Origin of the sequence: Actinoplanes sp. KI2 (genome assembly GCF_025630775.1) — a bacterium.
In the GTDB taxonomy this organism is placed as follows: domain Bacteria; phylum Actinomycetota; class Actinomycetes; order Mycobacteriales; family Micromonosporaceae; genus Actinoplanes.
Genome location: NZ_JAOSZE010000017.1, coordinates 156,014 through 182,103, shown reverse-complemented (window position 1 = coordinate 182,103; position 26,090 = coordinate 156,014). Strand labels below are relative to the sequence as shown.

General features: G+C 67.2%; 23 protein-coding genes. 18 read left to right on the top strand and 5 right to left on the bottom strand.

Annotated elements, in window-relative coordinates:
* Positions 1–5 precede the first annotated feature (5 nt).
* Positions 6–1,655 carry a condensation domain-containing protein gene (locus ODJ79_RS19875; protein WP_263024985.1) on the bottom strand — a complete coding sequence of 550 codons (1,650 nt, stop codon included), beginning with the start codon at positions 1,653–1,655 and terminating at the stop codon, positions 6–8.
* Position 1,656: 1 nt separating this feature from the next.
* Positions 1,657–3,183: a thiamine pyrophosphate-dependent enzyme gene (locus ODJ79_RS19870; RefSeq protein WP_263024984.1), complete on the bottom strand. Its 1,527-nt coding sequence runs from the start codon at positions 3,181–3,183 to the stop codon at positions 1,657–1,659.
* A gap of 261 nt (positions 3,184–3,444) precedes the next feature.
* On the opposite strand from ODJ79_RS19870, the gene ODJ79_RS19865 reads away from it, so the two are divergent.
* The 15 genes from ODJ79_RS19865 to ODJ79_RS19795 all read left to right on the top strand — a co-directional run bounded on the left by ODJ79_RS19865 (position 3,445) and on the right by ODJ79_RS19795 (position 19,480).
* Positions 3,445–4,614: a glycosyltransferase family 4 protein gene (locus tag ODJ79_RS19865; protein ID WP_263025001.1), complete on the top strand. Its 1,170-nt coding sequence runs from the start codon at positions 3,445–3,447 to the stop codon at positions 4,612–4,614.
* 30 nt (positions 4,615–4,644) lie between these two features.
* A complete protein-coding gene (locus tag ODJ79_RS19860) occupies positions 4,645–5,721 on the top strand; it encodes a thioesterase domain-containing protein (RefSeq protein ID WP_263024983.1) in 1,077 nt (358 codons plus the stop codon).
* Positions 5,718–5,999, top strand: a complete 282-nt coding sequence (locus tag ODJ79_RS19855) for an acyl carrier protein (protein ID WP_263024982.1) — start codon at positions 5,718–5,720, stop codon at positions 5,997–5,999. The genes ODJ79_RS19860 and ODJ79_RS19855 overlap by 4 nt, the downstream gene beginning before the upstream one ends.
* Positions 5,996–7,189, top strand: coding sequence for a glycosyltransferase (locus ODJ79_RS19850; protein WP_263024981.1), 1,194 nt, complete (start codon positions 5,996–5,998; stop codon positions 7,187–7,189). The genes ODJ79_RS19855 and ODJ79_RS19850 overlap by 4 nt, the downstream gene beginning before the upstream one ends.
* Positions 7,186–9,075, top strand: coding sequence for an HAD-IIIC family phosphatase (locus ODJ79_RS19845; protein ID WP_263024980.1), 1,890 nt, complete (start codon positions 7,186–7,188; stop codon positions 9,073–9,075). Before ODJ79_RS19850 ends, ODJ79_RS19845 begins: the two co-directional genes overlap by 4 nt.
* Entirely contained in the window at positions 9,062–9,286 is a 225-nt protein-coding gene (locus tag ODJ79_RS19840; RefSeq protein ID WP_263024979.1) for an acyl carrier protein, read from the top strand. The genes ODJ79_RS19845 and ODJ79_RS19840 overlap by 14 nt, the downstream gene beginning before the upstream one ends.
* Positions 9,287–9,503: 217 nt before the next feature.
* A complete protein-coding gene (gene amrS / locus ODJ79_RS19835) occupies positions 9,504–10,976 on the top strand; it encodes an AmmeMemoRadiSam system radical SAM enzyme (RefSeq protein WP_263024978.1) in 1,473 nt (490 codons plus the stop codon).
* On the top strand, positions 10,963–12,477 hold the full coding sequence (locus tag ODJ79_RS19830; RefSeq protein WP_263024977.1) for a radical SAM/SPASM domain-containing protein: 1,515 nt from the start codon (positions 10,963–10,965) through the stop codon (positions 12,475–12,477). Before amrS ends, ODJ79_RS19830 begins: the two co-directional genes overlap by 14 nt.
* Positions 12,474–13,226, top strand: a complete 753-nt coding sequence (locus ODJ79_RS19825; protein ID WP_263024976.1) for a 2OG-Fe dioxygenase family protein — start codon at positions 12,474–12,476, stop codon at positions 13,224–13,226. The genes ODJ79_RS19830 and ODJ79_RS19825 overlap by 4 nt, the downstream gene beginning before the upstream one ends.
* Complete coding sequence (gene hemW, locus ODJ79_RS19820; RefSeq protein WP_263024975.1) at positions 13,186–14,571, top strand: radical SAM family heme chaperone HemW; 1,386 nt, start codon at positions 13,186–13,188, stop codon at positions 14,569–14,571. Before ODJ79_RS19825 ends, hemW begins: the two co-directional genes overlap by 41 nt.
* Positions 14,572–14,642: 71 nt before the next feature.
* Positions 14,643–15,665, top strand: a complete 1,023-nt coding sequence (locus ODJ79_RS19815) for a hypothetical protein (RefSeq protein ID WP_263024974.1) — start codon at positions 14,643–14,645, stop codon at positions 15,663–15,665.
* The gene (locus ODJ79_RS19810; protein WP_263024973.1) at positions 15,662–16,036 is read left to right on the top strand and encodes a hypothetical protein; all 375 of its coding nucleotides are present in this window, start codon (positions 15,662–15,664) and stop codon (positions 16,034–16,036) included. The genes ODJ79_RS19815 and ODJ79_RS19810 overlap by 4 nt, the downstream gene beginning before the upstream one ends.
* Before the next feature lie 43 nt (positions 16,037–16,079).
* Positions 16,080–16,859 (top strand): phytanoyl-CoA dioxygenase family protein, encoded by a 780-nt coding sequence (locus ODJ79_RS19805; protein WP_263024972.1) that lies wholly within the window; start codon positions 16,080–16,082, stop codon positions 16,857–16,859.
* A 44-nt stretch (positions 16,860–16,903) separates the two neighbouring features.
* Positions 16,904–18,439: a cysteine--tRNA ligase gene (cysS, locus tag ODJ79_RS19800; protein ID WP_263024971.1), complete on the top strand. Its 1,536-nt coding sequence runs from the start codon at positions 16,904–16,906 to the stop codon at positions 18,437–18,439.
* 189 nt (positions 18,440–18,628) lie between these two features.
* Positions 18,629–19,480 carry a hypothetical protein gene (locus ODJ79_RS19795; RefSeq protein ID WP_263024970.1) on the top strand — a complete coding sequence of 284 codons (852 nt, stop codon included), beginning with the start codon at positions 18,629–18,631 and terminating at the stop codon, positions 19,478–19,480.
* A 45-nt stretch (positions 19,481–19,525) separates the two neighbouring features.
* Here the strand turns inward: ODJ79_RS19795 and ODJ79_RS19790 are convergent, their stop codons facing one another.
* Both ODJ79_RS19790 and ODJ79_RS19785 read right to left on the bottom strand, forming a co-directional pair.
* Positions 19,526–20,572 (bottom strand): LLM class flavin-dependent oxidoreductase, encoded by a 1,047-nt coding sequence (locus ODJ79_RS19790; protein WP_263024969.1) that lies wholly within the window; start codon positions 20,570–20,572, stop codon positions 19,526–19,528.
* Positions 20,569–21,405 (bottom strand): hypothetical protein, encoded by an 837-nt coding sequence (locus ODJ79_RS19785; protein WP_263024968.1) that lies wholly within the window; start codon positions 21,403–21,405, stop codon positions 20,569–20,571. Before ODJ79_RS19785 ends, ODJ79_RS19790 begins: the two co-directional genes overlap by 4 nt.
* A gap of 362 nt (positions 21,406–21,767) precedes the next feature.
* Between ODJ79_RS19785 and ODJ79_RS19780 the strand changes: the two genes are divergently transcribed.
* From ODJ79_RS19780 to ODJ79_RS19770, 3 genes are read left to right on the top strand one after another with little or no spacing between them, the layout of a single operon-like run.
* Positions 21,768–22,043, top strand: a complete 276-nt coding sequence (locus tag ODJ79_RS19780; RefSeq protein ID WP_263024967.1) for an acyl carrier protein — start codon at positions 21,768–21,770, stop codon at positions 22,041–22,043.
* A 56-nt stretch (positions 22,044–22,099) separates the two neighbouring features.
* Positions 22,100–22,504, top strand: a complete 405-nt coding sequence (locus ODJ79_RS19775) for a phosphopantetheine-binding protein (RefSeq protein WP_263024966.1) — start codon at positions 22,100–22,102, stop codon at positions 22,502–22,504.
* A complete protein-coding gene (locus ODJ79_RS19770; protein WP_263024965.1) occupies positions 22,494–25,286 on the top strand; it encodes a non-ribosomal peptide synthetase in 2,793 nt (930 codons plus the stop codon). Before ODJ79_RS19775 ends, ODJ79_RS19770 begins: the two co-directional genes overlap by 11 nt.
* 35 nt (positions 25,287–25,321) lie before the next feature.
* On the opposite strand, the gene ODJ79_RS19765 is transcribed toward ODJ79_RS19770, so the two are convergent.
* Positions 25,322–26,080, bottom strand: coding sequence for an ABC transporter permease (locus tag ODJ79_RS19765; protein WP_263024964.1), 759 nt, complete (start codon positions 26,078–26,080; stop codon positions 25,322–25,324).
* Positions 26,081–26,090: the final 10 nt, after the last annotated feature.

The following is a 26,090-nucleotide window of genomic DNA, read 5'->3' as shown; positions in this document are numbered from 1 at the left end:
GGTGCCTACGACGTCACCGGCGCAGGCGCGCAGCCGCACCACGGCGCACCGGCTGACCTGACCAGCGGTTGGTCCGGATCATGGTCGTCGCGCAGCATCAGCCCCAGCTGTTCGAGGAACCGATCCAGGGTGCCCGGCGGGTAGCGGTCGACGACGCTCGTCACCGCGATCTCACCGGCTCCGTCGGCACGGGTCTTCGAATGCATGCCCAGGCCCGGGAACGACGTCGTGGCGGTCGCCGGTTGCAGCAGCCAGCGGAAGGAGGCCTGGCCCAGCTCGGCCTTCTCGAGCGGGTCGTCGGTGTGGTTGAAGAAGACCCAAGGTCGCAGGGGCGTCCGCCCGTTGACCAGACCTTGGGTGCGCTGCAGGAGGTCGTGGAACGGCACGTTGAGGTTGTGCGAGCGCCAGATGGAGCGCTGTACGTGACGGATGACGTCGGCCAGCGGAGCTCGGCAAGGCGTTCCGCCGAACACGTCCTCGACCCGGACGATGATCAGTTCGACGAAGTTGCCGACCACGTCGTCGGCCTGCTCGAAGTCGCGCATCGCGGCGGTGGTGACCAGGCAGATGTCCGATCGGCCGGTACTGCGGTGCAGCGCCAGATAGATCAGGGCGGACAGCAGCGTATGGTCGGTCGCGCCCAGTTGCCGCCGGAGTCCGTCCAGGCGGCCACTTAGGTCGCCGGCGACGATCCGGTCGACCCGGGCCGGGGCCGGCGGTGAGAAATCCGAGTCGTCGTCGATCAGGTCGAACGTGGGCGCGTTCGGATAGCCCGCGAGCGCCTCGTCCCACGCCGCGAGCAGCTGATCGAGCTTCTCTCCGCGCCGTCGCTCCCGTTCGACGAGGATGTCCTGGGCGCGGACGGGTACCGCCGGCAGGCGGACCGGTGAGCCGGTGAGCCGGGCGCCGTACGCCTCGACGAGGTCGCGGACGAACACGACGGTCGACACCTCGTCGAACGCGATGTGGTCGAACGCGAGCAGCACCGCCCCGCCGGACCGATGCAGGTGGATCTCGGCGTGCAGCAGCGGCGGCTCGCGCAGGTCGATCACGGCGTACGGAACCTCACGGGCCGCCTGTTCGATCAGCGCGATGGCCTCGGCCGGCGGAAGCGATCGCCGGTCGTAGATCACTGGTGCCCAGTCCGGCGGCAGCGGCCGCTCGTCATAGCAGGGCTGGGCCGCCCGGTCGAGGAACGCGGCCCGCAACGCGCCGTGCCGTTCGACGGTGTCCCGCAACGCGCCGGCGAGGGCGTCGGCATCGATCGGACCGTCGATGGCGAAGCACACCGGGATCGACAGCGCCACGTGCGGGTGGCCCTCGATGATTCGCTGACTCACCCGAGTCAGCCGGTTGCGCTGGTTCCTGGTGACTCCCGAGGCAGCCGACGGTGAAGGTGCCGCGACGGGGGGCGTTACCGACCAGGCTTCGCGGAGCCGGCTGAGCTGATCGTGGTACGTCGGGGCGCTCAGAAACTCCACGACGCTGGGCCGGTCGGCCTGCGGCGGGCGCACCCCGGCGAGTACTCGCGCGAGGCCGATCGAGGTGCCGCCCAGCATGAAGAAGTTGGCACCGTCGTCGATCTTGTCGATCTTCAATACGGAACGCCAGGCATCGCGGAGCTTCGCATCGAGCTCGTCCTCGGCCATCGTCATCTCAGGCCGTGCGATCCGATACCAGCGCGACGGCGGGCGCCACGGCCAATAACGAGCGCAGCTTGCGGGTGGTCTCGGCGAGGCCGGTCTGCCTCGCGTCCCACGCCTCGACCGGCACGCCAGGCGCAACGCCGGCCAGCAGACCGTTCAGGATCGCCGCGTCCCGATCTCGGCCACCCGCCCCGGGCCAGACGGGCTGTCCGCCAGTCTTCTCCTGCACGCCGTTGGCCAGAACGATCACGACCACCGGCAGCCGGCGCAGAGCCACGTCGACGACAGCCTGCAGACCCGTGTGCAGGAGCGCATAGTCCCCGATCACGGCGATGGCCGGCCGGGCGGCGCGGGCGGCTCCGCTCGCCACGGATACCGCCGACCCGAGGCAGATCGCTGTGTCGGAGGCCGCGTACGGCGGGTAACAGAGATTGACCGACGACCCGACGTCGGCGGCCACGAAGAGCCCCTCACGCCGCAGATCAGCGATCGCCTCGAAGAGGTCGTGGTATCCGGCGTGCGGGGCGAGCCGGCTCGGTTTGCGGTCCACCGTGTTCCAGTCCCGAGGACCGTCGACCAGGGCCTTTTGCAGCAGTTCGGCGTCGAGCCGGCCTTCTGGTGGCAGATGACCGGTCAGCCGGCCGATGGTCTGGTGGCCGGCGATCGAGAGTTGCCTGATCCGCCGCTCGAGGGCCGGCATGGGCTCCTCGGCGATCAGTACCCGGTCGTGTTCCTCGACGAACCGGATGATCTCCTTCTCGTCCGTGCCGAACCGGCGCAGCACCAGCCGGCAGGCGTCGACCTCACCGGCCACGCCGGCCGCGGAGCCAAACGCGACGATCCCGGCCCGGTGCGGGTCGGCGCCCCCCTCGGGTCCTTCGATGCAGACCGTGGTCGGTGCCAGCGCGTCACCCCCGCGTTGCTCGGTGGCCTGCCTCAGCCGCAGATGTTGTACCCGGCCGAGCTTGGTGAGCTCCTGGGTGATCGACCTGTTGACGACGGGTGGCGCGCCGGACGTACGGTGTTCGGTCGTAGGCGCCCCGACGGCGCCCGGGGGAATCGGACCCACGAGGCGCAGCACCACCGGGATGGATTCCGCCTCGGAGATCTGTACCGCGGAAACGACGCAGCGGTCCAGGTCGCCGTCCATGGTGGGCTCCACCACGGGCAGCCGCATGAGGTCCGCGAGGTCACGACTGTCCTGCAGAGTCGTGGAGCGGGAGCAGTCCACGTCATCGGCCACAATTATCAGCAACGCGGCGCCGATCGAATGGGTCGCGGCATTGACGAGAGCATCCGCAGCGACGTTCAACCCATTTTGCTTGAACATTACCGCGGCGCGCACCCCTATGCAGGACAGGCCGATCGCATTTTCCACGGCGACCTTCTCATTCACCGCCCACTCGAATTGCTGCATCGATGCCCCGGCAGTGTCCGCCACATGCGTGATAGGTGCGCCGGGAACCGCGAAACAGAAGGAAATGCCCTGGCTTCGCAGCAGGTCAGCGACGGACGCACAATGACAGCGTCCATCCATGCAGGAACTCATGTACTTCCCCCCCGTTGGCGCTCCTACCAGGAGCGTTGGAGTCGTACGGTGACTTTCTACACAACGTGAAGGAGCCATACTTGCATCGATCACGGTCATCCGCAAGGGGTGGAGGGATCTTCGGAGCTGGGGTACGGTACATGTAGGACATTCGCTCGGGACGAGCTGTGAATAGGCTGCTTGAGCTGGGAAAAGTCTGTAAGTCGCTGACATGGGGGGAGCGCCGTGAGGCTGCTTCTAGCGCAGAACATGTACTTCCTGCCGTCTCGCGGTGGGGCCAACAAGTCGAATCGACTAGTGGTTGAACATCTCGCAAGCAAGGGCCACGAAGTGCACGTGGTCGCCCCATTGAAGGGGCAGATTCAGTACCGCGAACTGGCTGACATGCCCGCCTATCTCACCTCGCTCGGGGCTCGGATAATCGACCGCTCCGACCATTTGCTCACCTACGAGCACCGGGGTGTCACCGTGCACGGCGTCGAGCGTGCGCAGGACCTGTCTCGCGCGGTTGCCCGCGAGCTCGAGGCGGCGTCGACCGACTTCGCGCTGGTCTCCAACGACGACCCCGGGATGATGCTGCTCTCCGCCGCGTTGCGGCGTGCTCGCGTGCTCTACCTCGTGCACACGCTGCCCCAGCTGCCGTTCGGGCCGCGAGCGTTCTATCCGAGCGAGAGCGCCACGGCCATGATCCGGCGGACGGCCGGCATCGTCTCCATCAGTCGCGCCACCCACGACTACCTCGAGGAGTACGCCGGCCTGCCGTCCGAGGTGATCTATCCGGACGTCTACTCCGGCGTTTCGCTTCGCGATCCCGATCCGGCCGAACAGCGGTACGTCACGCTGGTCAATGCCTGCCAATACAAGGGCATCGACCTCTTCCTGGCGATGGCGGACGCGCTCCCCGACGTTCCGTTCCTGGCGGTCGAGGGCTGGGGCACGACCGATGCCGACCGGGCGGCGCTCGCCGCGCGGCCGAACATCGAGATCAGCCCCGGTGGCGACGACATGGACGCGATCTATGGCCGGACCCGGGTGCTGGTCATGCCGTCACTCTGGGACGAGACGTTCGGGTACTGCTGCGTCGAAGCGATGCTTCGTGGCGTGCCGGTGCTCGCCGCGGACGTCTGCGGTATGCGCGAGTCGAAGCTGGGTGTTGACTACGTCCTCCCGGTCCGGCCGATCGAGCGATATCCGGAGGCGACCTCGGCCGTACTGCCCAAGGGGCGCGTTCCGGAGCAGGACCCGCGGCCGTGGATCAGCACACTCCGTGGGCTGCTCAGCGACGACGACCGGTATCAGCGGCTCGCTCGCCAGTCCCGCGACGCCGCCACCGCGTTCGTGGACAGCCTGGAACCGGACGCGATCGAGCGCCTCCTGATTCGCCTGCGCGACGACGTGGGTGTCGCCGCAACGCGGTAGGGACTCGCTGACTGCTGGAACGGAGTGGGAATGACCATCCGCACCACTGATCAGGACGACCGGCAACGCCAGCTCACCGTGCTCTTCGCCGAGACTCTCGGTCGGGCTCAGCTGGCGGCCGACGACGATTTCTTCGCCGCCGGCGGTGGGCCGGACGACGTCCGGGAACTCCTGCGCAGGATCCGGGTCGAGCTGCGAACACGGCTGACCGAACAGACGTTGGCCGAGCACCGGACTCCGCGGACACTGGCCGCCTTCCTGGCCGACGACCGGCCGGGACCGGATCCGGCGGTGGTGCTGCCATTGCGCCGCTCGGGCGCGCAGGCACCGCTGTTCTGTATCCACCCCGGTAGCGGATTCGGGCTGCCCTACGCCACGCTGCTGCCGCACCTCGATCCGCAGCTGCCGGTATACGCGCTGCAGGCCCGGGGGCTGGTTCGCCAGGAGCGGTTGGCGGCTACGCTCGACGACCTGGCCGACGACTACACGGCGCAGATCCTCGCAGTCCACCCGGACGGGCCCCATCGACTCCTGGGCTGGTGCATCGGCGGCCGGCTGGCGTTCGAGATCGCCTGCCGGCTGCGCGCCGCGGGTCGCGAGGTGGACCTGCTGACGGTCGTCAGCTCCTGTCCCGTGGCGCCCGATCCGCTGCCCGAGGCGGAAATGATCCTCCGGCAGATGCTTCTGCCGCCGGGCCGGGACGATCTCGATGCCGAACTGAACGCGCTGTGCCGCCTGCCGATCGACTACGACCGCCTGCATGAGTGCCTGAGGCGGACGTCGCATCCGATGGCACGCCTCAACGAGCGCGCCTTCGCCGCGATCTTCGACCTCTATCGCCATCACGAGCGGCTCTCCCGCACCCCGGTCGGGCGGGTCTACGACGGTGACCTGCTCTGCGTGACCGCCGAATCCCCCGGTTCGGCCGAAGCGACGGTCGTTGACCAGTGGCGCGCCGTCGTCGGCGGCCGGGTCGCCGAGTATCCGCTGGCCTGCCGCCATACCGAGGTGCTCGAACCGGTGCCGGCCGCCGGCATCGCGGCGGCGATCACGGCGGCGCTGTCCGGTCCGGTCGAACGCCACGTCCAGGAAAGGGGGGCCGCGTGAGCCGGCCGACGGTCACCCAGATTCGATCGACGCTCGCCGACGTGTGGTACGAGTTGCTGGGCCACCGCCCGCAGGCCCACAGCGGCTTCTTCGATCTCGGCGGTAGCTCGATGCACCTGGTCATGTTGACCCTTGCGGTGGACGAGCGGTTCGGCGTGGACCTCGCGATCGACGATCTGTTCGGCGAGGACTTCGCCTTCGAGGAGAACGTGACCGCGGTGACGCGCGCCATCGGCGTCGAGGAGGCGGCGGCCGAGACGGGCGGCGAATCCCGATGAGCCGCTTCGTCCTCGTGGCACACGGGACCCGCGGCGACGTCGACCCCTTCCTCGCGCTCGCCGGGGTGCTGCACCGACGCGGTCACGAGGTGGCGGTACACACGCATGCGGTGTTCGAGAAGACGGCCCGTGCCACCGGAGCGCGTTTCCGGCCGATCGACAACGCGGCCGAATACGACCGCCATCTGCGCCGGACCGCGACGCTCATCCACCCGCACCCGGTCGGCGCGGTGAACGCCTACTACCGCGACCCCGAGAGATTCCTCGACCGGATATCGGTCGCCGGTGGCTTCCCCCAACTCCGGGGAGAGGCGCTGGCGTTGTGCGCGGAAGGACCCGGATCTGTTCTCATCGGCCGGGTCACGTCGGCATTGTCCGCGCTGATAGCCGCCGAAGTGCTGGACAGCCGGGTCGTCCAGCTTTCGCTGTCGCCGTTTCAGTCCGCCACCGCGCCGGTCACCGCGATGCACCTGGCCCGAGCGGCGGCCGGACCGGTCAACCGGATTCGGGCCGAGCTCGGCCTGCGGCCGATCAGCGAATGGCACCGGTGGCTCAGTCGTGCGGATCTCACCGTGGGGCTGTGGCCGGCCTGGTTCGATCGGGCCGGCAAACCCGCACCGGCGGGGACGATGCTGACCGACTTCGCGCCGGTCGAACAGGCATCCCCCGGCTCGGCGTCCCCATCCCGGACCGCCGCCGTTCTGGTCACCGGCGGCACCGGACGGATGGTGCACGGCGACTTCTATCCCGCCGCGCTGGCCGGGCTCGCCGCCATCGGCCGACCGGTCGTGGTGGTGACCAGACATCCGGACCTGCTCCCTGCCCGGCTGCCGGTCAACGTGGAACACCGCACCGAACTCAATTTCGGCCAGGTGCTGCCGAGCGTGGCCGCGGTGGTGCACCACGGCGGCATCAACACTTGCGCGGCCGCGCTGGCCGCGGGCACGCCGCAGCTGATCCTCGCGCACGGCGGGGACCGGCCGGACAACGGTGCCCGCCTGGAGCGGCTCGGCTTGGCCCGCTGCCTGACCCACCCGCAGTGGACCGCCGATCGGATCCACGCCGAGGTCGAGGCCTTGACGGCGCGTGCCCCCCGGGGCGCACCCGGCCCGGTCGCCGCCGCGACCGGCATCGGTGAACTGGCCGACGCGTGTGCCGCACTGTGCCCGACCCGGGAGGTGGTCGCATGATCGAGGCGCTGACCCAGCTCGTCCGGTCCGGCGCGGCGGTGGCCGAATATCCGGCGGTGCGCAGCCTGCTCGCGGGTGTCGGCGACGACGATCTGCCGCGTGCAGGTCGCCTGCTGGCGCGGCTCGAACCAGCCGAGGTGCTGGACGCCCATCCGGACACGCCCACGCTCGCCGTCGCGGTGACCGGCCACGGCACGGTGGCGCCCATGGTGCCGATGCTGACCGCCGAACTCGCCCGGCACGGCATTCTCGCCCGCCCATGGGTGTCCGGGTTCGAGGCGTACGTCTTCGACCTGGGTGATCCCGGCAGCGACCTGTACGCGTCCAACCCGGACCTGGTGGTGTGCCTGCTGAGTGCCGAGGTGGTGTTCGACGCGGTCCCGACGCCGTGGACCGTACCGGACGTGGCCCGCCTGTGGCGCGAGAACCTGGTCCTGCTGGAGGCGCTGGCCGATTGTTTCGCCCAGAACGGGCGGGGAACGCTGGTCTTCAACACCGTGCCGTTACCGCGGCGATTCACCGCCCAGCTTGTGGACTATCCGTCCCGCGCCGAATTGGGCGCAGTCTGGCGGGAGGCCAACGCCCGGCTGCTGCGCCTGGGCGAGAACAATCCGTCGGTAGTGGTGCTCGATCTCGAACCGCTGGCGCTGGACGTGCCGATGGTGCGAGATGCCCGGCTGAGTCAGCACGCGAAAGTCCATCTGAGTCCCGGTGTGCTGGCCGGGTACGCGCGGGAGATCGGGCACCTCGCCGCCCACCTGGTCGGCGCGACCCGCAAAGTGCTGGCGCTCGACCTGGACGGCACGGTGTGGGGCGGGGTGCTGGCCGACAACGGTGTGGAAGGCATCGCGGTCGGCAGTGGCTACCGGGGCGCTGCCTTCACCGTATTCCAGCGGATCGTGAAACAGCTCGGCGTGCAGGGAGTGGTGCTCGCGGCGGTGAGCAAGAACGACCCGGACGAGGTCCGGGCCGCGCTGCGTGACCACCCGGACCTGGTATTGCGGGAGGACGATTTCGCCGTGGTCGCGGCGAACTGGGAGCCGAAGCCGGCGAACCTGAGCGACCTGGCAGAGACGCTCAACGTCAGGCTGGACTCGTTGGTGTTCGTGGACGACAGCTCGTTCGAATGCGAGTTGGTCCGCAGTCACCTGCCCGAGGTCGCCGTGCTGGAAGTCGGCCCGGAGCCCGCACTGCACCCGGATCGGCTGCTGAGCGAAGGCTGGTTCGACGTCCGCGCGATCACTGCCGAGGACCGGCGTCGCCCGGCGGATTACCGGCAGGAGCGGGTCCGGCGTGACTTCCTGCAGCGGTTCGACTCGATCGAGGACTACCTGCGGGAGCTGAATCTCCGGGTCGTGCTGGCGCCGATGGACCCCGGCGAGACGGACCGCGTCGCCCAACTCACGCTGCGTACCAATCAGTTCAATCTGACGCATCGGCGGATGCAGCCGGCCGATGTCGAACAGTGGGCCGCTGATCCGGATGGATTAATCCTGACCATCCGGGCGGCGGACCGGTTCGGCGACTCGGGTCTGGTCGGCGTGTTCGTCGCCCGGCGGGCCGGCGACGTGTTATGCGTGGAGAACTTCATGATCAGCTGCCGGGTGTTCTCCCGCGGCATCGAGCGGGCTTGTCTCGTCGCGCTGCTGGCGCGAGCCAGAGAAGCCGGCTTCACCGCGGTGGACGGCCTGTATCGCAAGCATCCGAAGGCCACCGTCGTGGCCGAGCTGTATCCGGCGTACGGCTTCCACCGTTTGCCCTCCCGCCCGAATGACGATCCGGAGGTGGTCACCTACCGGCACGACCTGCGGCACCTTCCCAGCGGTGCGACGCATATCAAGTTGACGGTGAACCTCGAGGAAGTGGTGCCCTGTGACGGTCGATGAGTTCCTGGCGCTGCTGCACGACCACATCGCCCTCCCGGTCACCGTGCGGGACATGGACCGGCCGCTGGACGACGTGCCGGGGTGGGACTCGCTGAACCTGATCTGGCTGGCCGCCGAAATGGCGCGGCGTTGCGACCGGGGGGTCGACCTGCCGGATCTGCTGGAGGCGCCGAGCCTGCGGGCGATCCACCAATTATATGCGGGCGGCTAAGACCCGCCGCGCGCGATAACTCAATCCTCAAGCCCCGGGTTCTCCTTATGCGGAAACGACCCGGAGCGGCTTACCGTGTCAAAAAACAAGCAGTTTAGTTCCGGAACCTCGATCTATCATGATCAATAGCTGCTAATGGGTTGTCAGGCATGTGGCAGGTGGATAGGCTCCCCGGAGATCTCCGTATTCAACGGCCTTCTAGCGGGGGAGTATTAAGTTGCCTCTAGACCTTCGAACCAATGAATGGCAACAGGAGAGCAGCGCGGCGAAACTCTGGACATCGCGCCCGGACGGCACCGTTCAGTGCCACCTTTCGCCGCGTAACTGCGTCATCAAAGAAGGCCGGGCCGGCTTCTGTCGCGTCCGCGTCAACCGCGGTGGTGAGCTGCAGACTCTCAACTACGGGAAATCCGTGGCGATGACCGAGGAGTCCATCGAGACCGAGGCCGTCTATCATTTCTCCCCGGGCGCTCGCATCCTTTCGATGGGCAACATCGGTTGCATGATGAATTGCGACTACTGCCACAACTGGAAGACTTCTCAGGCTGTGCACGTCACGGACGACACGGTGCACAAATACACGCCCGAGCAGGTGGTGGAATCTGCACTGGAGCGCGGCATCAATGTCATTTCCTGGACATACAACGACCCGGTCGTCTGGCACGAATTTGTTTTGGACACGGCCTCGCTGGCGCGTGAGCACGGAATCATCAACCTGTACAAGTCGGCATTCTTCATCTCGCTCGAGGGTGCCACCGAGCTCGCCGACGTCATCGACATCTTCAGCCTCTCGCTCAAGTCGATGGACCCGGCGTTCTACCGCCGGCTGACCAAGGGCCGCCTGGAGCCGGTGCTGGAGGCGACCGAATACGTCTTCCGGCGCGGACGCCACGTCGAGGTGTCGAACCTCGTCGTCACCGACGCGAACGACACCGCGGAGGACGCGCAGAAGGTCGCGGAGTGGGTGGTGAACGCCCTGTCGCCCGAAACGCCGTTGCACTTCGTCCGGTTCCACCCGGACTACAAGTACACCCAGGTCGGCCGGACCCCCATCGACCGTCTGGAACGGGCTCGTCAGGTCGCTCTCGACACCGGCATCAAGTACTGCTACCTCGGCAACGTCTACGACCACCCGGCCACCCACAGCTACTGCCCGAACTGCAACGCGAAGGTGGTCGAGCGGTACGGGCTGGTGGCTCGCCCGACCGGACTGGACGAAGAGGCGCGGTGCCGTAGCTGCCAGACGAAGTTGCCCTTCGTCATGGTGCAGAAGCCGAAGGCCGCCGAGCTGCCGATCCAGGAGGTACCGGCCGATCGGATCAAGGAGCGCCAGCAGCTCTGGCGTGGTGACGTCAAGGCCGCACACGTCGAGATCGACAACCATGACGACGTCGCCCGGATGGTCCGCGTGGTCGTCGACGGCGGCGGACACGACGGTGAGGTGATCCGGGAGGTCCCGATCATGGCGAAGTCGAGGTTCCGGGTGATCGTCTGCAAGTCCTTCGGAGACGACCGTGGGGTACGGGTCCTCGCCCCCGAGGGCGTCGAGGTGACCTGCTACGAAGTCTTCGACCGGGCGCACTTCCCCACCCTGCCGGCCGAGACCGCGGTGACGGAGTCCGATTCCGTGCCGTTGCCGCTCTTCGTGGGAATGCCGTCGACTCGCGGTGCCGCCGATGCTGAGGTTTAAGCGCGACTACTTCGTGGTCGACATCGACGACCAGAACGCCCTGCTGTTCCTGACCGGCAACCATCGACTGTTCCGGATCTCCCGCGAACTCGGTGACCGGCTCCGGCTGGGCCCGGAACACCTCGAGCCCCAGGAGCGGGATGCCTGGCAGGGTTTGTCGGAACGGGGCGCGTTCTCCGACGAGAATCGGGAACTGCTCGCCACCAGCAGCTTCGAGGACGGCGCCGACCTCGCGATCAACGTGAACCTCACCAACATCTGCAATCTGGCCTGCACCTATTGCTTCGCCGACGGCGGGGACTACGGGCGGATCACGAACGCGATGGGTGAGGAGTCGGTCGGGTGGATCTTCGACTTCATCGCTGCCAACGTCACGCCGTCCCGGCGGGTCCGGTTCGAGTTCTTCGGCGGCGAGCCGCTGGCCAACTACAAGACGATGCGCGACATCTGCGAGAAATCCGTCGCGTTCGCCGCGGAGCACGATGTCGAGTTCGTCTACCGGGTGTCCACCAATCTCACCCTGCTGCCGAAGGGAGCGGTCGAGCTCTTCGCCGAGCACCGGTTCATCGTCTCGGTGTCGTTGGACGGCGGACGGGCCGTACAGGACGCCAACCGGCCGTCGAAGAACGGGCGCGGTTCGTTCGACCGCATCATCGCGAACGTCAGGGAGGTCCGGGCGGCGGGCGACGATGTCACGCTGGTGGCGCGGATGACCATCGCGCAGCGCGAGCCCACGCTGATCGACAGCGTTCGCGAGCTGTGGGAGCTCAATCTCTTCGATTACTTCCAGATCTATCCCGGGGTGTTCCCGGCCGACGTCACCACCGCCGTGCCGGTCACCGTGACGATGGGTAACCGGGAGCTGGTGCCGGCCAGCAGTCGGCGGGTGGTGAACTTCTTCCTCCGCGACGGCATGGTGGAGCAGTTCCGGAACTTCCTGACGAGCTATCCGTCGCTGTTCACCGCCGGCAATCGCTTCAAGGGCGTGCTGGAATACGAGCGCACGATCCAGATGGTCGCCGAAGGCCTTTTCGCCCTGTCCTTCTGCTCCGGCGGGCGGACCTACTTCACCCATTCGCCCGACAGCTCGATCAGCTCGTGTCACCGCCTGGTCGGCGACCAGTCGTTCGACGTGGGTACGGGCCCGGAAGGGCTGACTCGGCCGCCGGCGGACTGGCGGACCACCGTCGACAGCCACCCCGTCTGTGGCGGCTGCTGGGCACGATACGTCTGCGGCGGCGGGTGCAAGCAGGAGAACTTCGCGGACACCGGTGACATCGCGACGCTGAACACCGACTCCTGCCAGTACCAGTTGCTGCTCACCGAGGAGGTGCTGCGGCTGATCGGCCGGTCGCAGCCGGAGTACCTCGAACAGGACCGCTCGCCGTTCGCCGACCTGTTCGTCTCCTGCGGGCGGCCGACGATGGCCAACAACCGCGGTGAGATCCATCTCGACGAGCGACTGACCCGGCTGTTCGCGCCGGTCGGAGGCGTCCGATGAACACGACGCGCCGACTCGCCGAGAAACTGATCAGCGAACAGCTGCGCGCACCCGGTTTCGCGTTCGTGCCGGGCCGGCAGATCCGCGAGGATCTTCCGGCCGGCGACGCGGACTGGCACCGCTTCGCGGCGCATTGGGACGACCTGGTGCTCGACCCGTACATCGGTTCGGCCGGATCCGACCAGTTCCGCTACCGGCGATATGGCAGGTTCGCACTGCGCCGACAGCCGTCCGGTGCTGGGCTGCCCGTCACGCTCACCGCGCTGCCCGTCCGCCCGTTCGTGCAGGAAGCCGAACACGTCGGGCGTTACGAGGGGCGTGCGCGGCAGCTGGAGCCGGCCACCGAGGCGTTCCTCGAGGACCCGCTGCTGCACGCGTTGATCGCTTATGACCACGCCGTGCTGCCGGAGCCGCCGGAGGTCTGTGAGGTCGGCTTGCACGCCATCCGCGTGAAAGTGACCCCCAGCCTGGACGCCCGACCGACCCCGGAGGGCCGGCACCGGGACGGGCACGACTTCATCGCCATGCATTTGATCGGCAAAAACGACTGCTCCGGCGGTGAGTCGCTCGTGTACGAGCAGGGCACGGGCAATCCCGCCTGCATCGCCCGGCTGACGCTGGCCGACCCGCTGGACACCCTGGTGGTCGACGATTCGCTGGTTGAGCACGAGGTGACCCGGCTGGAGCCAGGCGGGACCGAAGGCAACCGTGACGTCCTACTGGTCGCGTTCTATCCCCTCGCAAGCTAACGACCCGATAGAGGCAAATCATCTCATGACGACTGGCGCAGGCACTGTCGAACTCGGCGGCCGAATCTGGCGACGCAACATCCACACGTACCCCTTCAAGTACCAGTACGTGGATTACGAGAATTACTTCGGGCCGGAGAAGGCCGTGCTGTACATCCATATCCCGTTCTGCCACACCAAGTGCGGCTTCTGCGACTACACGGTCTACGTCAACCGGCCGGAGTCGGCGTTCGCTCAGTACGTCGACGCGCTCAAGCGCGAGATCCGCGCGTTTCCGCGCAATCCAGCGTTCCCCGGTTTCTCGGTCGACGCGGTCTATTTCGGCGGCGGTACGCCCGGTATCCTCTCCGGCCAGCAGCTGACCGAGATTCTGGACGCCTGCCGTGAGACGTTCCCGTTCGAGCCGGACGCGGAGATCGGACTCGAGTTCGATCCTTCGACGGTGACCCGGGAGAAGGTGTCGATGCTGCATGATGCGGGCTTCACCAGGATCAGCATCGGCGTGCAGTCCTTCGAGGACCGTCTGCTCACCCTGTGTAACCGGGCGCACGACGTGGCCACGGCGGAGCGCGCGTTCGAAATGGTGCGCGAGAAATTTTCGTACGTCAATCTCGATCTGATTTTCCCGCTGCCGACCCAGACGGTCGCCGAGTGGGAGCGCGGGGTTGACCGAGCCATCGAACTGGAACCCGGCTGCCTTACCGCGTACGGCTTGGAGATCTGGCCCAAGACAGCGTTCCACCACGACCTCCAGCAGGGCCGGCTGCACATGCCGACCCAGGAGGAGGAGCGCCACATGTACGAGTACGCGATCGACAAACTGGAGGGCGCCGGGTTCAAGCGGCTCAGTTCGACCGGCTATTACCACCCGGACCGGTCGCCGGAGTACTGCCGGTTCCTGAATTACTACTGGCGGACCTGGCCGATGATCGGGTTCGGCGTTTCCTCGAAGAGCGTGATTCACGACCGGCTCTACACCAACGTGAAGCCGTTGAAGCGCTATTACGAGCTGATCGACGAGGGCCGGATCCCGATGGACTTCGCCACCCGGATCACCAAGCAGCAGGAAATGCGGCGGGTGATGATTCGCGGGCTGAAGATGTGCGAGGTGTCCCGGTCGTCCTTCCTGGGCCGGTTCGGCGTGGAGATGGAAATGGTGTTCGGCGAAGAGCTGCGTGAGCTTCTGGACAGCGGGCTGCTGGCCCGTCAGGACGACCTCTACGTGCTCACCCGCGAGGGACAGGTCCTCTCGACCAACGTGTACGAGCGGTTCTACACCAAGGACGACCTTGCACCGCCCAAACAGGGCGAGGTCCAGTTCGGGCTCTCCGAGCTGTACCAGTGAACTGATCCTTGTCGCGTGCCGCCCGGTTTCTCCACGCCGGGCGGCCACCGTAGGAAGGTTTCGTTGTCTTCATGGTTTCTGAGCACGCGTATGTCGATCTGGAAACGGAGAATCTCTTTCCGTGGTACCGCGAGGCGATCAGCGATCTCACCGCCCGTCTCGCGGCTCAGCCGGGTGTCGCCGGCCTGGTGCTCCTGGGCGGCCTTGCGGCCGGCGGCCGGCGGCAGTTCATGGACCGGTATTCGGATCTCGACATGTCTGTCTTCGTCTCGGTCGACCTCCCCGATGACGTCCTGCGCTTGGCTTACCCAGAGATGATCGCCGCGGCCCAGCCGCTGCTGCCGACGTGGTTGCCGAACTTCAAGTTCATGGTTCCGGACGGCGCATTGCCAGTCGACTGGCCCGTTGAAATCAACATTCACCAGCAGTTGTTGGAGTACGAGGAACTGCCACACGTCTCGTGGGATGCCGGCAAGTGCGACGCGTACGAGAACACCGGCGAGATCCTGCACGATCCGACCGGGCGCATCGGCGCGCTGGTGGAGGCGAAACTCAAGGCCGCCCGGCCCGGCCTCACGAACCATCTCTACCGGCTGCTCTCCTCCGGCCGGGTGGTGGTCGAGATCATGGTGCGCCAGTGCCTCGATCGAGGCATCTACCACGCGGCCCACGACATGATGAACGATGTCCTGCACAACGTCATGGTGGGCTGGTATGCGGTCAACGGCCGCTTCGCCCCGGTGCACAAGTGGCGGGTGGTCTCGCTGCGCTCACTGCCCTGGACGCCCGCCGACGCGGCCGTCCGGTACAGCGATCTTCTCCTCGTCAAGGCGCACGACGCGGACGACGTGAAGCGACGAATGGCCGGCCTCCTGGAAATGCTGGACGAGCTGCAGGAGCAGTGCGCCCGGACGTGGCCGGAGTGGCCGGCCGATCCCTACGTGACCGCGGTGCACCACACGTTCACCGACCGGCAGCTGCGCCGCGTTACCACCGCCGACGAACTGGACGCGGTCCAGGGACTCAGCCAGGAACAGAAGATGCGGGTGGCGGAATGGAACTGGCACAATTGGCGGTTCGGAGCGGGTGCGTGACCGCCTCCGCTGACGTCCGGGGTCAGGTCGCCTCGCTGCGTGAGGCGTTTGTGTCGGGGACCCTGCGGCTCGCCGATTTCGATCGGCTCGACGCCGCGCTCGCGCGGCCGGCCGCCCAGCAGCGACTGCTCTACTTGCACGCGCTCAGTCCGTTCCTCGGCTCCCGGGTGATCAGCGCGGCGTTGCACGAGCCCGAGCCGGGCCGGCTCGCCGCGATCGACCCGACCACCGTGGATCTGCCATACGAGACGGTGCACGACGCCGTGGTCGACGGCTGGCACGTCGTTCAGTTCCCCCAATTGCGGGCGCCGTTCGACGATGAGGAGCTCGATGTGCTCGGTTACCAGTTCATTCTGCAGATGCTGGTGTGAACCGATGTCCTACCGGAGGTGGCCCGGGCCGACCGCGAGCGCCATGTCGGACGATCATCTGCTGAGCGACGAGCAGGTGCTTGACTTCGTGGTGAACGGATTTCATGTCGTCCGGCCGACCCTGCCGAACGAGTTCCATGACGATGTCTATCGCCGGCTCGAGCCGCACTTCGGCACCGCGGTGCTGGACAAGGTTCCGTCCGTGGCCGCGGTCTATGACGACCCGGCCGTCCAGGGCGCGGTGGTCAGTCTGCTCGGCGTCAACGCCCGGTTGAACGCGCACCACAATCTGCACGTGTCCGGTCCGGTCAGCCAATATTGGCATCAGGACAGCCGTAACCGGCGGCACCACCAGCTTTGGCGGTTGTTCGCCATGTACTACCCGCAAACCGTGACCGCCGAGATGGGCCCGACGGTCATCGTTCCCGGCTCTTACCTGCGCAATGCGCCGACCGACGCGCTGGCCACCTATGGCAACATCAGTGGCCAGGTCGCCTTGACCGTACCGGCCGGCTCGGTGGTCCTGGCGCATTTCGACATCTGGCACGCCGGGTCGGCCAACCGCAGTTCCACGACCCGATACATGGTGAAGCTTTTGTTCGACCGGGTATCGCGGCCCACGGCGCCCTCGTGGCGAACGGATCCGGCGAAGGCGGCCGAGTTGGCGGCCCGCCGGCTCAACGAGGGAATGGCCGTGCGCTGCTCGCCGTCCGATAAAATCAAGGAGCGGCTGCTGCGCTTTCAACTGTGGAACTATCTGCGCGAGGGACGGGATCGGGACTCCTCGGGCGCGTACGACGTACAGCCGCCGCCCGTGGGCTGAGCCCGATCCGAGGGCCGGTCGATCACTACTCAGTGTGTAGGCTGGTGGGCGCTGTCGGGGCATCCTGGATGCCGGCATGGCGCATGATTCTGAGGAGCGGCGAAGTGGTCGAAGGAACACGTCCGAGGTTGTTCAATTCCCTCGGTCGCGAGATGCAGCAGCTGGCCCCGGCGTCGTCCGGCCACGTCGGCATCTATTCCTGTGGCATGACCGTCTATGGTGACCCGCACCTCGGGAATCTTCGCCCGTACGTCTTCGCGGACACGCTCCGGCGCATGCTGGAGTTCAAGGGTGTCACCGTAACCTCGGTCGTCAACATCACCGATGTCGGCCACGCCGTGGGCGACGGCGACCTCGGCGAAGACAAGGTGGAGGTCACCGCGCGCGCGCAGAACCAATCGGTGTGGGATGTGACCAAGAAATACACCGAGGCGTTCTTCACCGATTTGAGCAACCTGAACGTACTACCGCACTCACACAACCCGCGGGCCAGTGAGTACGTGCCGCAGATGATCGAGTTCGCGCAGGTTCTGGAACGCAAGGGCTACACGTACCAGCTCGACTCCGGCCTGTATTTCGACACCAGCCGGATGCCGGATTACGGCCGGCTGGCGCTTCGTCGGCCGGGCAGTGCGGACACCGATGTGCACCGCCTCGAGGCCGTCGCCGGTAAGCGGTCGCCCGCCGACTTCGCGGTCTGGCGGGCCGAGCGCGGCGAACAGAAACGACTGGTGCACTGGGAATCTCCGTGGGGACCGGGTGTGCCAGGGTGGCATCTCGAGTGCTCGGTCATGAGCATGAGCCTGCTGGGCGACCACTTCGACATCCACACCGGCGGTGTCGATCATCGGGAGATCCACCACGTCAACGAGATCGCCCAGAGTGAGGCCTACCTCGGCGACGGCCGTGACTGGGTGCCGATGTGGCTGCACAACGAGTTTGTGCTGCTCGGCAGCAACAAGATTGCGAAGTCCAGCGGCCGGGTGCCGATCCTGCGCGACCTCATGAACGCCGGCCACCACCCGATGGTGTACCGATACTTCCTCCTCAACGCGCACTACCGCAGTCAGCTCGATTTCACCGAAGCGGGTCTGCGCTCCGCCGCGGCCGGGTACCGCCGGCTGCTCGGTCGGGTCGCGCAGCTCGGTCCCCTGCCGGAGGCGGCCGGTCTCGACGTCGTCCGTGGACGACTGCGCAGCGCCGAAGCGCTGGCCGCACTGGCCGCCATCGACGACGCCATCACCGAGGACCTCAACACGCCAAAGGTGATCGCGGAGCTCAATGCCGTCCTCCGCCTGGATTCGCTGGAGGACGGCGAGGCGGCGTTGCTGGCGTCCGCCGCGGAGCGGCTGCTGGGTCTCAAGCTCGGCGTCCTGTCGGCCGACGAGGTATCAACCGCTACGAACATCGCCATGCCGCCCGATTACATCGAAGGGCTGATCGCGGCGCGCGCCACGGCCCGCGCGGGTGGCGACTGGGGCGAGGCCGACCGGATTCGCAACCAGCTCACCGAGATCGGGGTTCGGCTGGTGGACACCCCGCAGGGTACCCGCTGGGAACCCATGCCCATCGACGATTAGATCGGCGGGAACGGCCGCGCGCCTTATCGCTCGGGCAGAAATGCACGTCAGCGGAAAGTCGTCGGCTACCAGAACCGGACGACCGCTTTCACCATTGCGAACTAGGCATCAACCAATGGCTTCGCGTCTTTCGAGCAGTTCCTGCTCGCTGGGAAGCCGTGCACTCCGGGCGACTCGCGGGGGAGGATCATGACTGGCGTACGGTGGCGTGAGCTGCGGACGGGCACCGATGATCGGACGATCGTCGCGGTCGATTTCGGGCCGGGCCGACGGGCGGCGAGCTTCGCCGACCTCGTCCGCGAGCTCGGTCCCGGGCCCGCCGTCCGTGAGCCGGTCTTCGACCAAAGGAACGGTGACCTGCTCGAGCACGCGGCCGCGGAGTACGTCGCCGCATGGCTGGACGACCTGCGAAAGCAAGATCTCCACGTGGTCGGTGTGCTCGGATACTGTGCGGGCAGCTCGCTCGCTTCGGCCTTCGCCGACATCTGCGCCGAGCGGCAGGGCACCCGGCCGCCGGTCGTGCTGTTCGATCCACAACTGATCGACGGTGCGGCGTTGTATGCGAACTTCGAGTCGGCCGTCGAGTCGTTCGCCGAGGTGACCGAACCTACCCGGATGGCGGAGGCCCGCGCGCTCGCACGCGCCGCCATCTCGGCGAACCGGGCGCTCGGTGACCCGGTCGCACTGGTGTCGGCGGTCGGCGCGGCGTATGAACGGGTCGTCCACTGGGCTGCTGAGCTGCTCGGCGTGGAGGACGATCTGACGGATCAGATGACCGCTCATTTTCGTTCGTACCTGAGCTATCTGGTGCTGGCCGCGCAGGTCGTCGCCGCGCCGCCGGACACGTCGGCGGATACGGTTGTGCTCGCCTCCGCCGGGCACCAACTGCCCCCCGGCTGGCACGCGAGCTCGGTCTTTCCCGTGGCCCGGGAGAATCTGCTTGCCGATCCCAGGGTGGCCGACGCGGTGGAACAGATCATCGGTGGCGGGACCCGAGTTGATCCGCCTCCTGCCCCCATTGCGGAGTCGGCGAGGTCTTGAGCGACGCGCCGACCCTATCCGGCCGGGACTCGGGCGCTCTCGCGTTTACTTCTCCCGGTCGGAGCCATTCGCCATCGCCGCGGCCCTACTGATCGCCGACATCGCCTCGCCAAGGTCGTCGAAGGACGCGGGGATGTCCAAGATGATGGTCCGCACTCCGTCCGCTAGGTAGGAGCTCAGGATGGCGGACACTTCTTCGTGGCTTCCGACGAGATAGGGGCAGAAGGTCTTGTACGTGCGGAACGGGCGAAGCCAGTAGTTGTCGGCGTGCGTAAGCCGCTGGTCGGCGCGGGCGGAAAGCTCGTGATGCCAGACGGAAGAGACGGTTGCCTGGGCCAGATCATGAAGTTGCCGGCCCAGATCGTCGTCGGGGAAGCGCTGCTCCGCGTCACGCCAGGCCTCCTCGGCGGTGTCACGCGCGATGATGCCCAGGCGCACCCCGGTGCCGTGGCGCCCTCGCAGCGCCGTCGGCCGCACGACGAACTCCTCCGGCGGTGTGGGATAGGAGAGCTGCACGACCTGGAGGTCGTCTGCCGTGCGGGCGCTGGCCGGCGACGACCCGGAGACGTAGTACCGCGGCCGCAGATGCTTGGCGATACGCAGATTCGTCCGGGACCTCGTCACCTGGTAGTGCCGGCCGCTGTGCGTGGTCGCCGGCTGGCTGATGAGGCTTTGCACGATATCGGCGTACTCGCGCAACCGTTCGTACCGCTGATCGTGATCGAGCGTGTCGCCGAGGCTGGTGAGGTGGCCCTGGAAACCTCCGGCGACGAAGTTGACGTCGACCTGACGCTCGTACATCTTCGCCAACGACGCGATGGTGTTCGCCACCACGAACGGGTGCTGGTAGACCGGTTGCACGGCGACCAGCGGCACGAACGTGGATGTTCCCGCGATAGCCGCCTGCGCCACCGCCCACGAATCCATCAACGTGTTGTCGGTGTACACCAGCGCGCCGCGGCAGCCGTGTTCCTCGGTCCAGCGCGCGACGTCCACGACGGCGTTCAGATATTCCTTGCCGGGCATGTTGTCGGCCGAGGCCGGACAGGTGGTGTAGACGTCGAAATCGCGGGGCGTGGCCGGCGCTGTCACGCGACCGGCCCGATGGGTGATCGCGGGCCACGCTCAGCGCTGACGGCGTCCACCACGGCGCGGACCACGGCGTCGTCTCGCAGCAGGTCGGCATAAGCCACGTCGAACGCGACGTCTGCGGGCGCGTACGGTGGCTCTGGGACGAACCCCTTCGAGGTGAACACGACCGCGCCGCGGCGGTTCCCGCCGATGGCGCCGGCGACGGCCTGGTAATGCAGCGCGTCGGCGACGTGTGTGCCTAGTTGCACCGCAAGGTCGGCGGCGCCCAGCAGGTCACAGGCTTCGGTGACGAGGGCGCGGTACGTTCCGGCGAGCGTGGCCGCGTAAGCGGGCAGTGCCGCCGCCGGGTCCTGCGGCGTCCGGGCGAGCTCCTGATCGATGCGCTCGGCGGGAAGCAGCTCCTTGAGCCCGTTCATCGCCTCGACGTAGCGCTCCCAAATGGTCGCCGGGGTGGCGGTCGCGGGGTCGAGCAACACCACCGGCGGGCGGTGGCCGCCGTCCGCCAGGGTATCCGCGGCATGGCAGGCGAACGCACTGCCGGCGCAGTAGCCGATGACCGCACGCACCGGGGGAAGCCCTGCGCACGAGGTCCGGATGTCGCGCGTGAATCGCTCCGCGGCCGGCGTCGGACCCGTGCTCAACGACTCCAGGCTGCCGGGTTGAAACGTCGACAGGAACACCGCGAACGACGTGCTCAATCCCGCCGCGACAGCCTCGAAGCCGGCGCCCTTGCGGCCAACCGCGAAATCCATGGCCAGAACGGTGTCTCCGCTTCCACCGAGCGGCTGCCAACTGAGGGCACTCACGGCCGCGCTCCGCTCGACCTGCGGCAATTTCCCTGGCCCGGGGCGATGACGCGCTCGGCAAATCCGTCCGTATCGCCGTGAGATTCCTGGTCGTAGTGCGGCGCGCGCATTGCGTAGGCGCGCAGGCAACAGCAACCAAAGCGAAGTTTCATCTATCCCCCGTTGGTCGTGCCGGTGCAATGCCATTTAACCGGACCGCATCCGAACGCCTATATTCGCATCGACCCAGATGTATCGCAAGGCCGCCGACCGCCCGCGCCTACGTCAGACAGTGACATGCGGTTTCCTCTAAGATCTGATGACGACCGTCGATTACGGGGGAGGCGATCCGCGGCCGTGGTAGAAAGCATGAACCGAAACGGGCGGTGCCATCGGGCCGCGGTGGTGGGATGACCACGCGGCCGACGATCACCGAGGGCCTCAAGTCCGCCTGGGTCGAGATCCTCGGCGTCGATGACGTCAGCGGCGACTCGAATTTCTTTCATCTTGGCGGCGACTCGCTATCCGCACTGCGGTTACTCGCGGGGCTACGGTCGTCCGGGCACGCCATTCCACAACTGGTCGACGTGTTGGCGACCCCGATTTTCGAGGACCAGGTCAAGCTCTTCGAGCAGCAGGCCGACCCGCCTCCGAGACCGTCGCCGGACCGGGCTACGCCCGCTTAGCGGGTCCGAGTGTGTGCCGTCCGCCGTCAGCCGCGAACGAACAGGGGATCTCTGCCGTGGAGGAGCAACTTCTGGAATTCCTGCGTCGGCACCTGCCCCGGCACATGGTGCCGGTGGCCGTGGTGGAGCTGACCGAATTCCCGCTGACGCCGAACAAGAAGATCGACACAGCCGCGCTGCCCGCGCCGGCGACCGCAGGCACGGCCGGGGCGGGGGACGCGGAGGCCGGCGACGAGGTGGAGCGCGGCCTGGCGGAGATCTGGGCGAATCTCCTCGGCCTCGACTCCGTCGGCATCCATGACCACTTCTTCCGGCTGGGCGGCCATTCGCTGCAGCTGATGCGCATGGCGGCGCAGGTGCGCAAGAGCTATCAGGTGAAGGTTCCGGCCGGCGTGCTCTTCGAGCAACCCACCGTCTCGGCGATCGCCACTTACATCAGGGAGGCGCGAAATGCCGGGTAAGGGGCTGATCGCCATCGCCCAGCAGTGGATGTGGCTGCTGGAGCAACTACAGCTCGGTGGTTCCGCGATGCACCTCGCCGCCGCCACCGAGATAAGCGGTGCACTTGACGTTCCGCGTCTTCGACGGGCAGTGCAGGCGGTCGCGGACCGGCACGAGCCCCTGCGAACTGCCTTTCACGAGATCGACGGGGAGCTGTCCGCGGCCGTGCGGGACGTGGCTACGCCGCTGTGGGAGACGACGGAGGCGGACTCGCTGGATGCGGCGCTGGAATGGGCACGCACCCTCGCCGAACGCACCTTTGACCTCGGCCGTGCCGAGACCATGCGAGCCGGGGTGGCCCGGATCGGCGACGGCCACTACCTGTTGGTCCTGGTGGTCCACCACATCGTCGCCGACGGCTTCAGCATCAACGTGATCTACGATGACCTCACGGCGGCGTACGCCGGGTTGTGCGACGAGACGTGGACAGCGGCTCCGCTTCCGATGACGTTCGCGGACCACGTCGAGAGCGAGCGCGATCAGGCGGCGGGAAACCAGTGGGCCAAGAACATCGCCTACTGGCGGGCCGCCCTGGACGGGGCACCGCCGCAACTCAGCATCCCGACGGACCACAGCCGGCCCGCCCGGCCCGGCCGGCGCGCACATGTGGCCACCGCCACCCTGGCCGGGCCCGCCCTGACCGCGGTTCGCGCATCCGCCCGCGACTCACGCGTGTCGTTGACGATGCTGCTCGCCGCGGCGTGGGCCGCGACTCTGTATCGCCACGGTGGCGGTTCCGACCTGGTGATAGGCATGCCGTTTTCGGGACGCGACCGGGCTGAGACGCAGCGGCTCGTCGGCCCGTTGATGAACGTGCTGCCGGTCCGCATCCAGGTGGACGGCGAGGACTCGTTCGACCAATTGCTGAAACAGGCTCGCCGGGCGCTGCTCGGCGCCTTGCAGAATCGTCAGGTTCCGCTCACCCGGCTCGTGGCGGAACTACAACCGGAGCGGAGTCTCGCCGTGACACCGTTCTTCCAGACCATGCTCAATCACGCGACCGCGAGGACGCTGGAGCTGGACGGCCTGGACACCTCGTCCGTGCCGATCGACATTCCGTACGTCGAGACGGACCTGACGCTCACGGTGTCCGAGAGCGAAGATCAACAAGCGCTGCGCTTCGAGGTGCGGTGCAATGCCGACCTTTTCGACGAGCCGACGGCGCCGCGCTGGCTGTCTCGTTTCCGGACGCTGCTGAGCGCGGCCGTGACCGACCGGTCCGAACCGGTGAGCCGTCTGCCGCTCCTCGACCGGGCGGAGCGACAGCTGCTGGAGAGACTCGCCGCCGCACCGCCGACGCCGCCGCCGAGCGCCGCCGGTGTCGTCGACCTCATCGCCGCGACCACCCTGCGTTCGCCCGACGCGATCGCCGTACGGGCGGGGTCCACCACTCTGACGTACGCGCAGCTGAATGTCCTTTCCGATCGGTTGGCAAGCGCGTTCCGAGCGAGCGGGGCCAAGGCCGGCTCCGTGGTGGCGCTGCACCTCGACCGCTCGTGGAAGATGCTCGCCGCCATGCTGGGTGTGTGGAAGGCAGGTGGCGCATACCTGCCGATCGACCCGTTGTACCCAAGGCAGCGCACCGAGTACGTCTTGATCGACGCCGAGGCCTGTCTGATCGTGACGGACGTCGCCGATCTGGCCGACGAGCTGAATGTGCCCGCCCTGCCCGTGCTGCGGATCGGCGACATCATGGCCGCATCCGAGCCGGGCGGGTGGTGTCCGTCCGCGTCCGAGTCGGATGGGTGGTGTCCGTCCGCGTCCGAGTCGGATGGGTGGTGTCCGTCCGCGTCCGCCCCGCAACCGCCCTCGCCGCCGCCGGCCGAACGCGCCGCGACAGCGCCGGAGGATCCCGCCTATCTCATCTACACCTCCGGCTCGACGGGGAATCCGAAGGGTGTCGTGGTGCCTCACCGCGCCGTGGTCAACTTCCTGGCGTCGATGGCGCGGGCTCCCGGTTGCGCCGCGGACGACGTGGTTCTGGCTTTGACCAGCCCGTCGTTCGACATCGCCGTACTGGAACTGTTTCTCCCGCTGACGGTCGGCGGCACGGTGGTCATCGCGTCCGCGGAGGACGCGGTCGATCCGCACCGGCTTGCCGCGCTCATCGCCTCGGCGGGCGTCACGGTCATGCAGGCCACCCCGGTCACCTGGAAACAGTTGGTGGCGAGCGGTGAGCCGGTGCGGTTGCGCCTGGCCCTGTGCGGCGGGGAACAGCTGACTCGAGGTCTGGCCAATCAACTGCTCACCGTGGCGGAGCAGGCGTGGAACATGTACGGACCGACCGAGACGACGGTGTGGTCGCTGATCACCCCGCTGTCACGTAGCGACAGCACGGTGGTGCCGATCGGCCGCCCGATCGACAACACCACCGTCTGGGTGCTCGACGACAATCTGCGAGAGTGTCCGCTGGGCGTGCCCGGTGAGCTCTGCATCGGGGGTGCGGGCGTAGCACTCGGCTATCACGGACTCCCGGCGATGACCGAGGAGCGCTTCGTCACCGGTCCGCGTGGCGAGCGTGTCTACCGCACGGGCGACGTGGCCCGCCTCAACGCCGGCGGTGAGTTCGTCATGCTGGGCCGACGCGACAACCAGGTCAAGGTGAACGGTCACCGCATCGAGCTGGACGAGATATCAAGTGTGCTTCGCCGGCACGAGTTGGTGGCCGACGCCATCACGGTGGTCCGCCACGATGATCCGGATACTCCTCGGCTGGTGTCCTACGTGATCGCTCGCCGATAGGGAGGACGGCTCTCGAGGTTTCATCGCATGCGCTCTCAGTTTCCGGCGCTCTCATAGCGACGCAGGCCGTTGAAGAAAGCCGCCAGCGCCACGGTGAGGCAGTACACGGCGACCACCGGCGTCAGGAGGCCCAACCAAAAGACGGGGCCGGTTTGCAGCAGCAATCCGACCGGGAAGGTGGTGATGAAGGCGAACGGGATGATGACGCCCAACGCCACCTTCAAACCGGCCGGATAGATCGTCAGCGGGAACTTCGCCAGCTCACCGACTTGATGAATAGCCGTCGCGAACATCGCGCTCGGGCTGTTCAACCAGAAGGACACGGAGTTGGTGGCCAGGTTGATCGCCAGCTTGATGATGATGGCGCTGATCAGGAGGACGAGCCCGAGTAGCACCCGCTCGGCGGACCAGGAGATATCGGCTTTGGCCAGCGCCACACCGATCATGATTGACCCGGCCAGCATGTTGGTGAGCCCATTGATGCCGATCTCCGAGCTGGTGAGCTGCAGCACCACCGGATAGGGCCGCACCATCATGTAGTCGAGGGTGCCTTTGTTGATCGCTTCGGCGACGCGCCAGGTGCCTTCGAAGAAGAAGGAGCCGACACCCTCGGTCAGGGCGACGAGCCCGAACATCGTTACTACCGCCCAATAGGACCAGCCGCGCAGCGTGGGCACGCGCGCAAAGATGGCGGACAGGAAGACGAGGTTCACCACCTGCGTCAGGAAAGTGGCGCCGGCCAGGACCCAGAAGTCGGACTCGTACTCGAGGATGGCCCGCAGGTGGGCGGTCAACAGGCGAAAA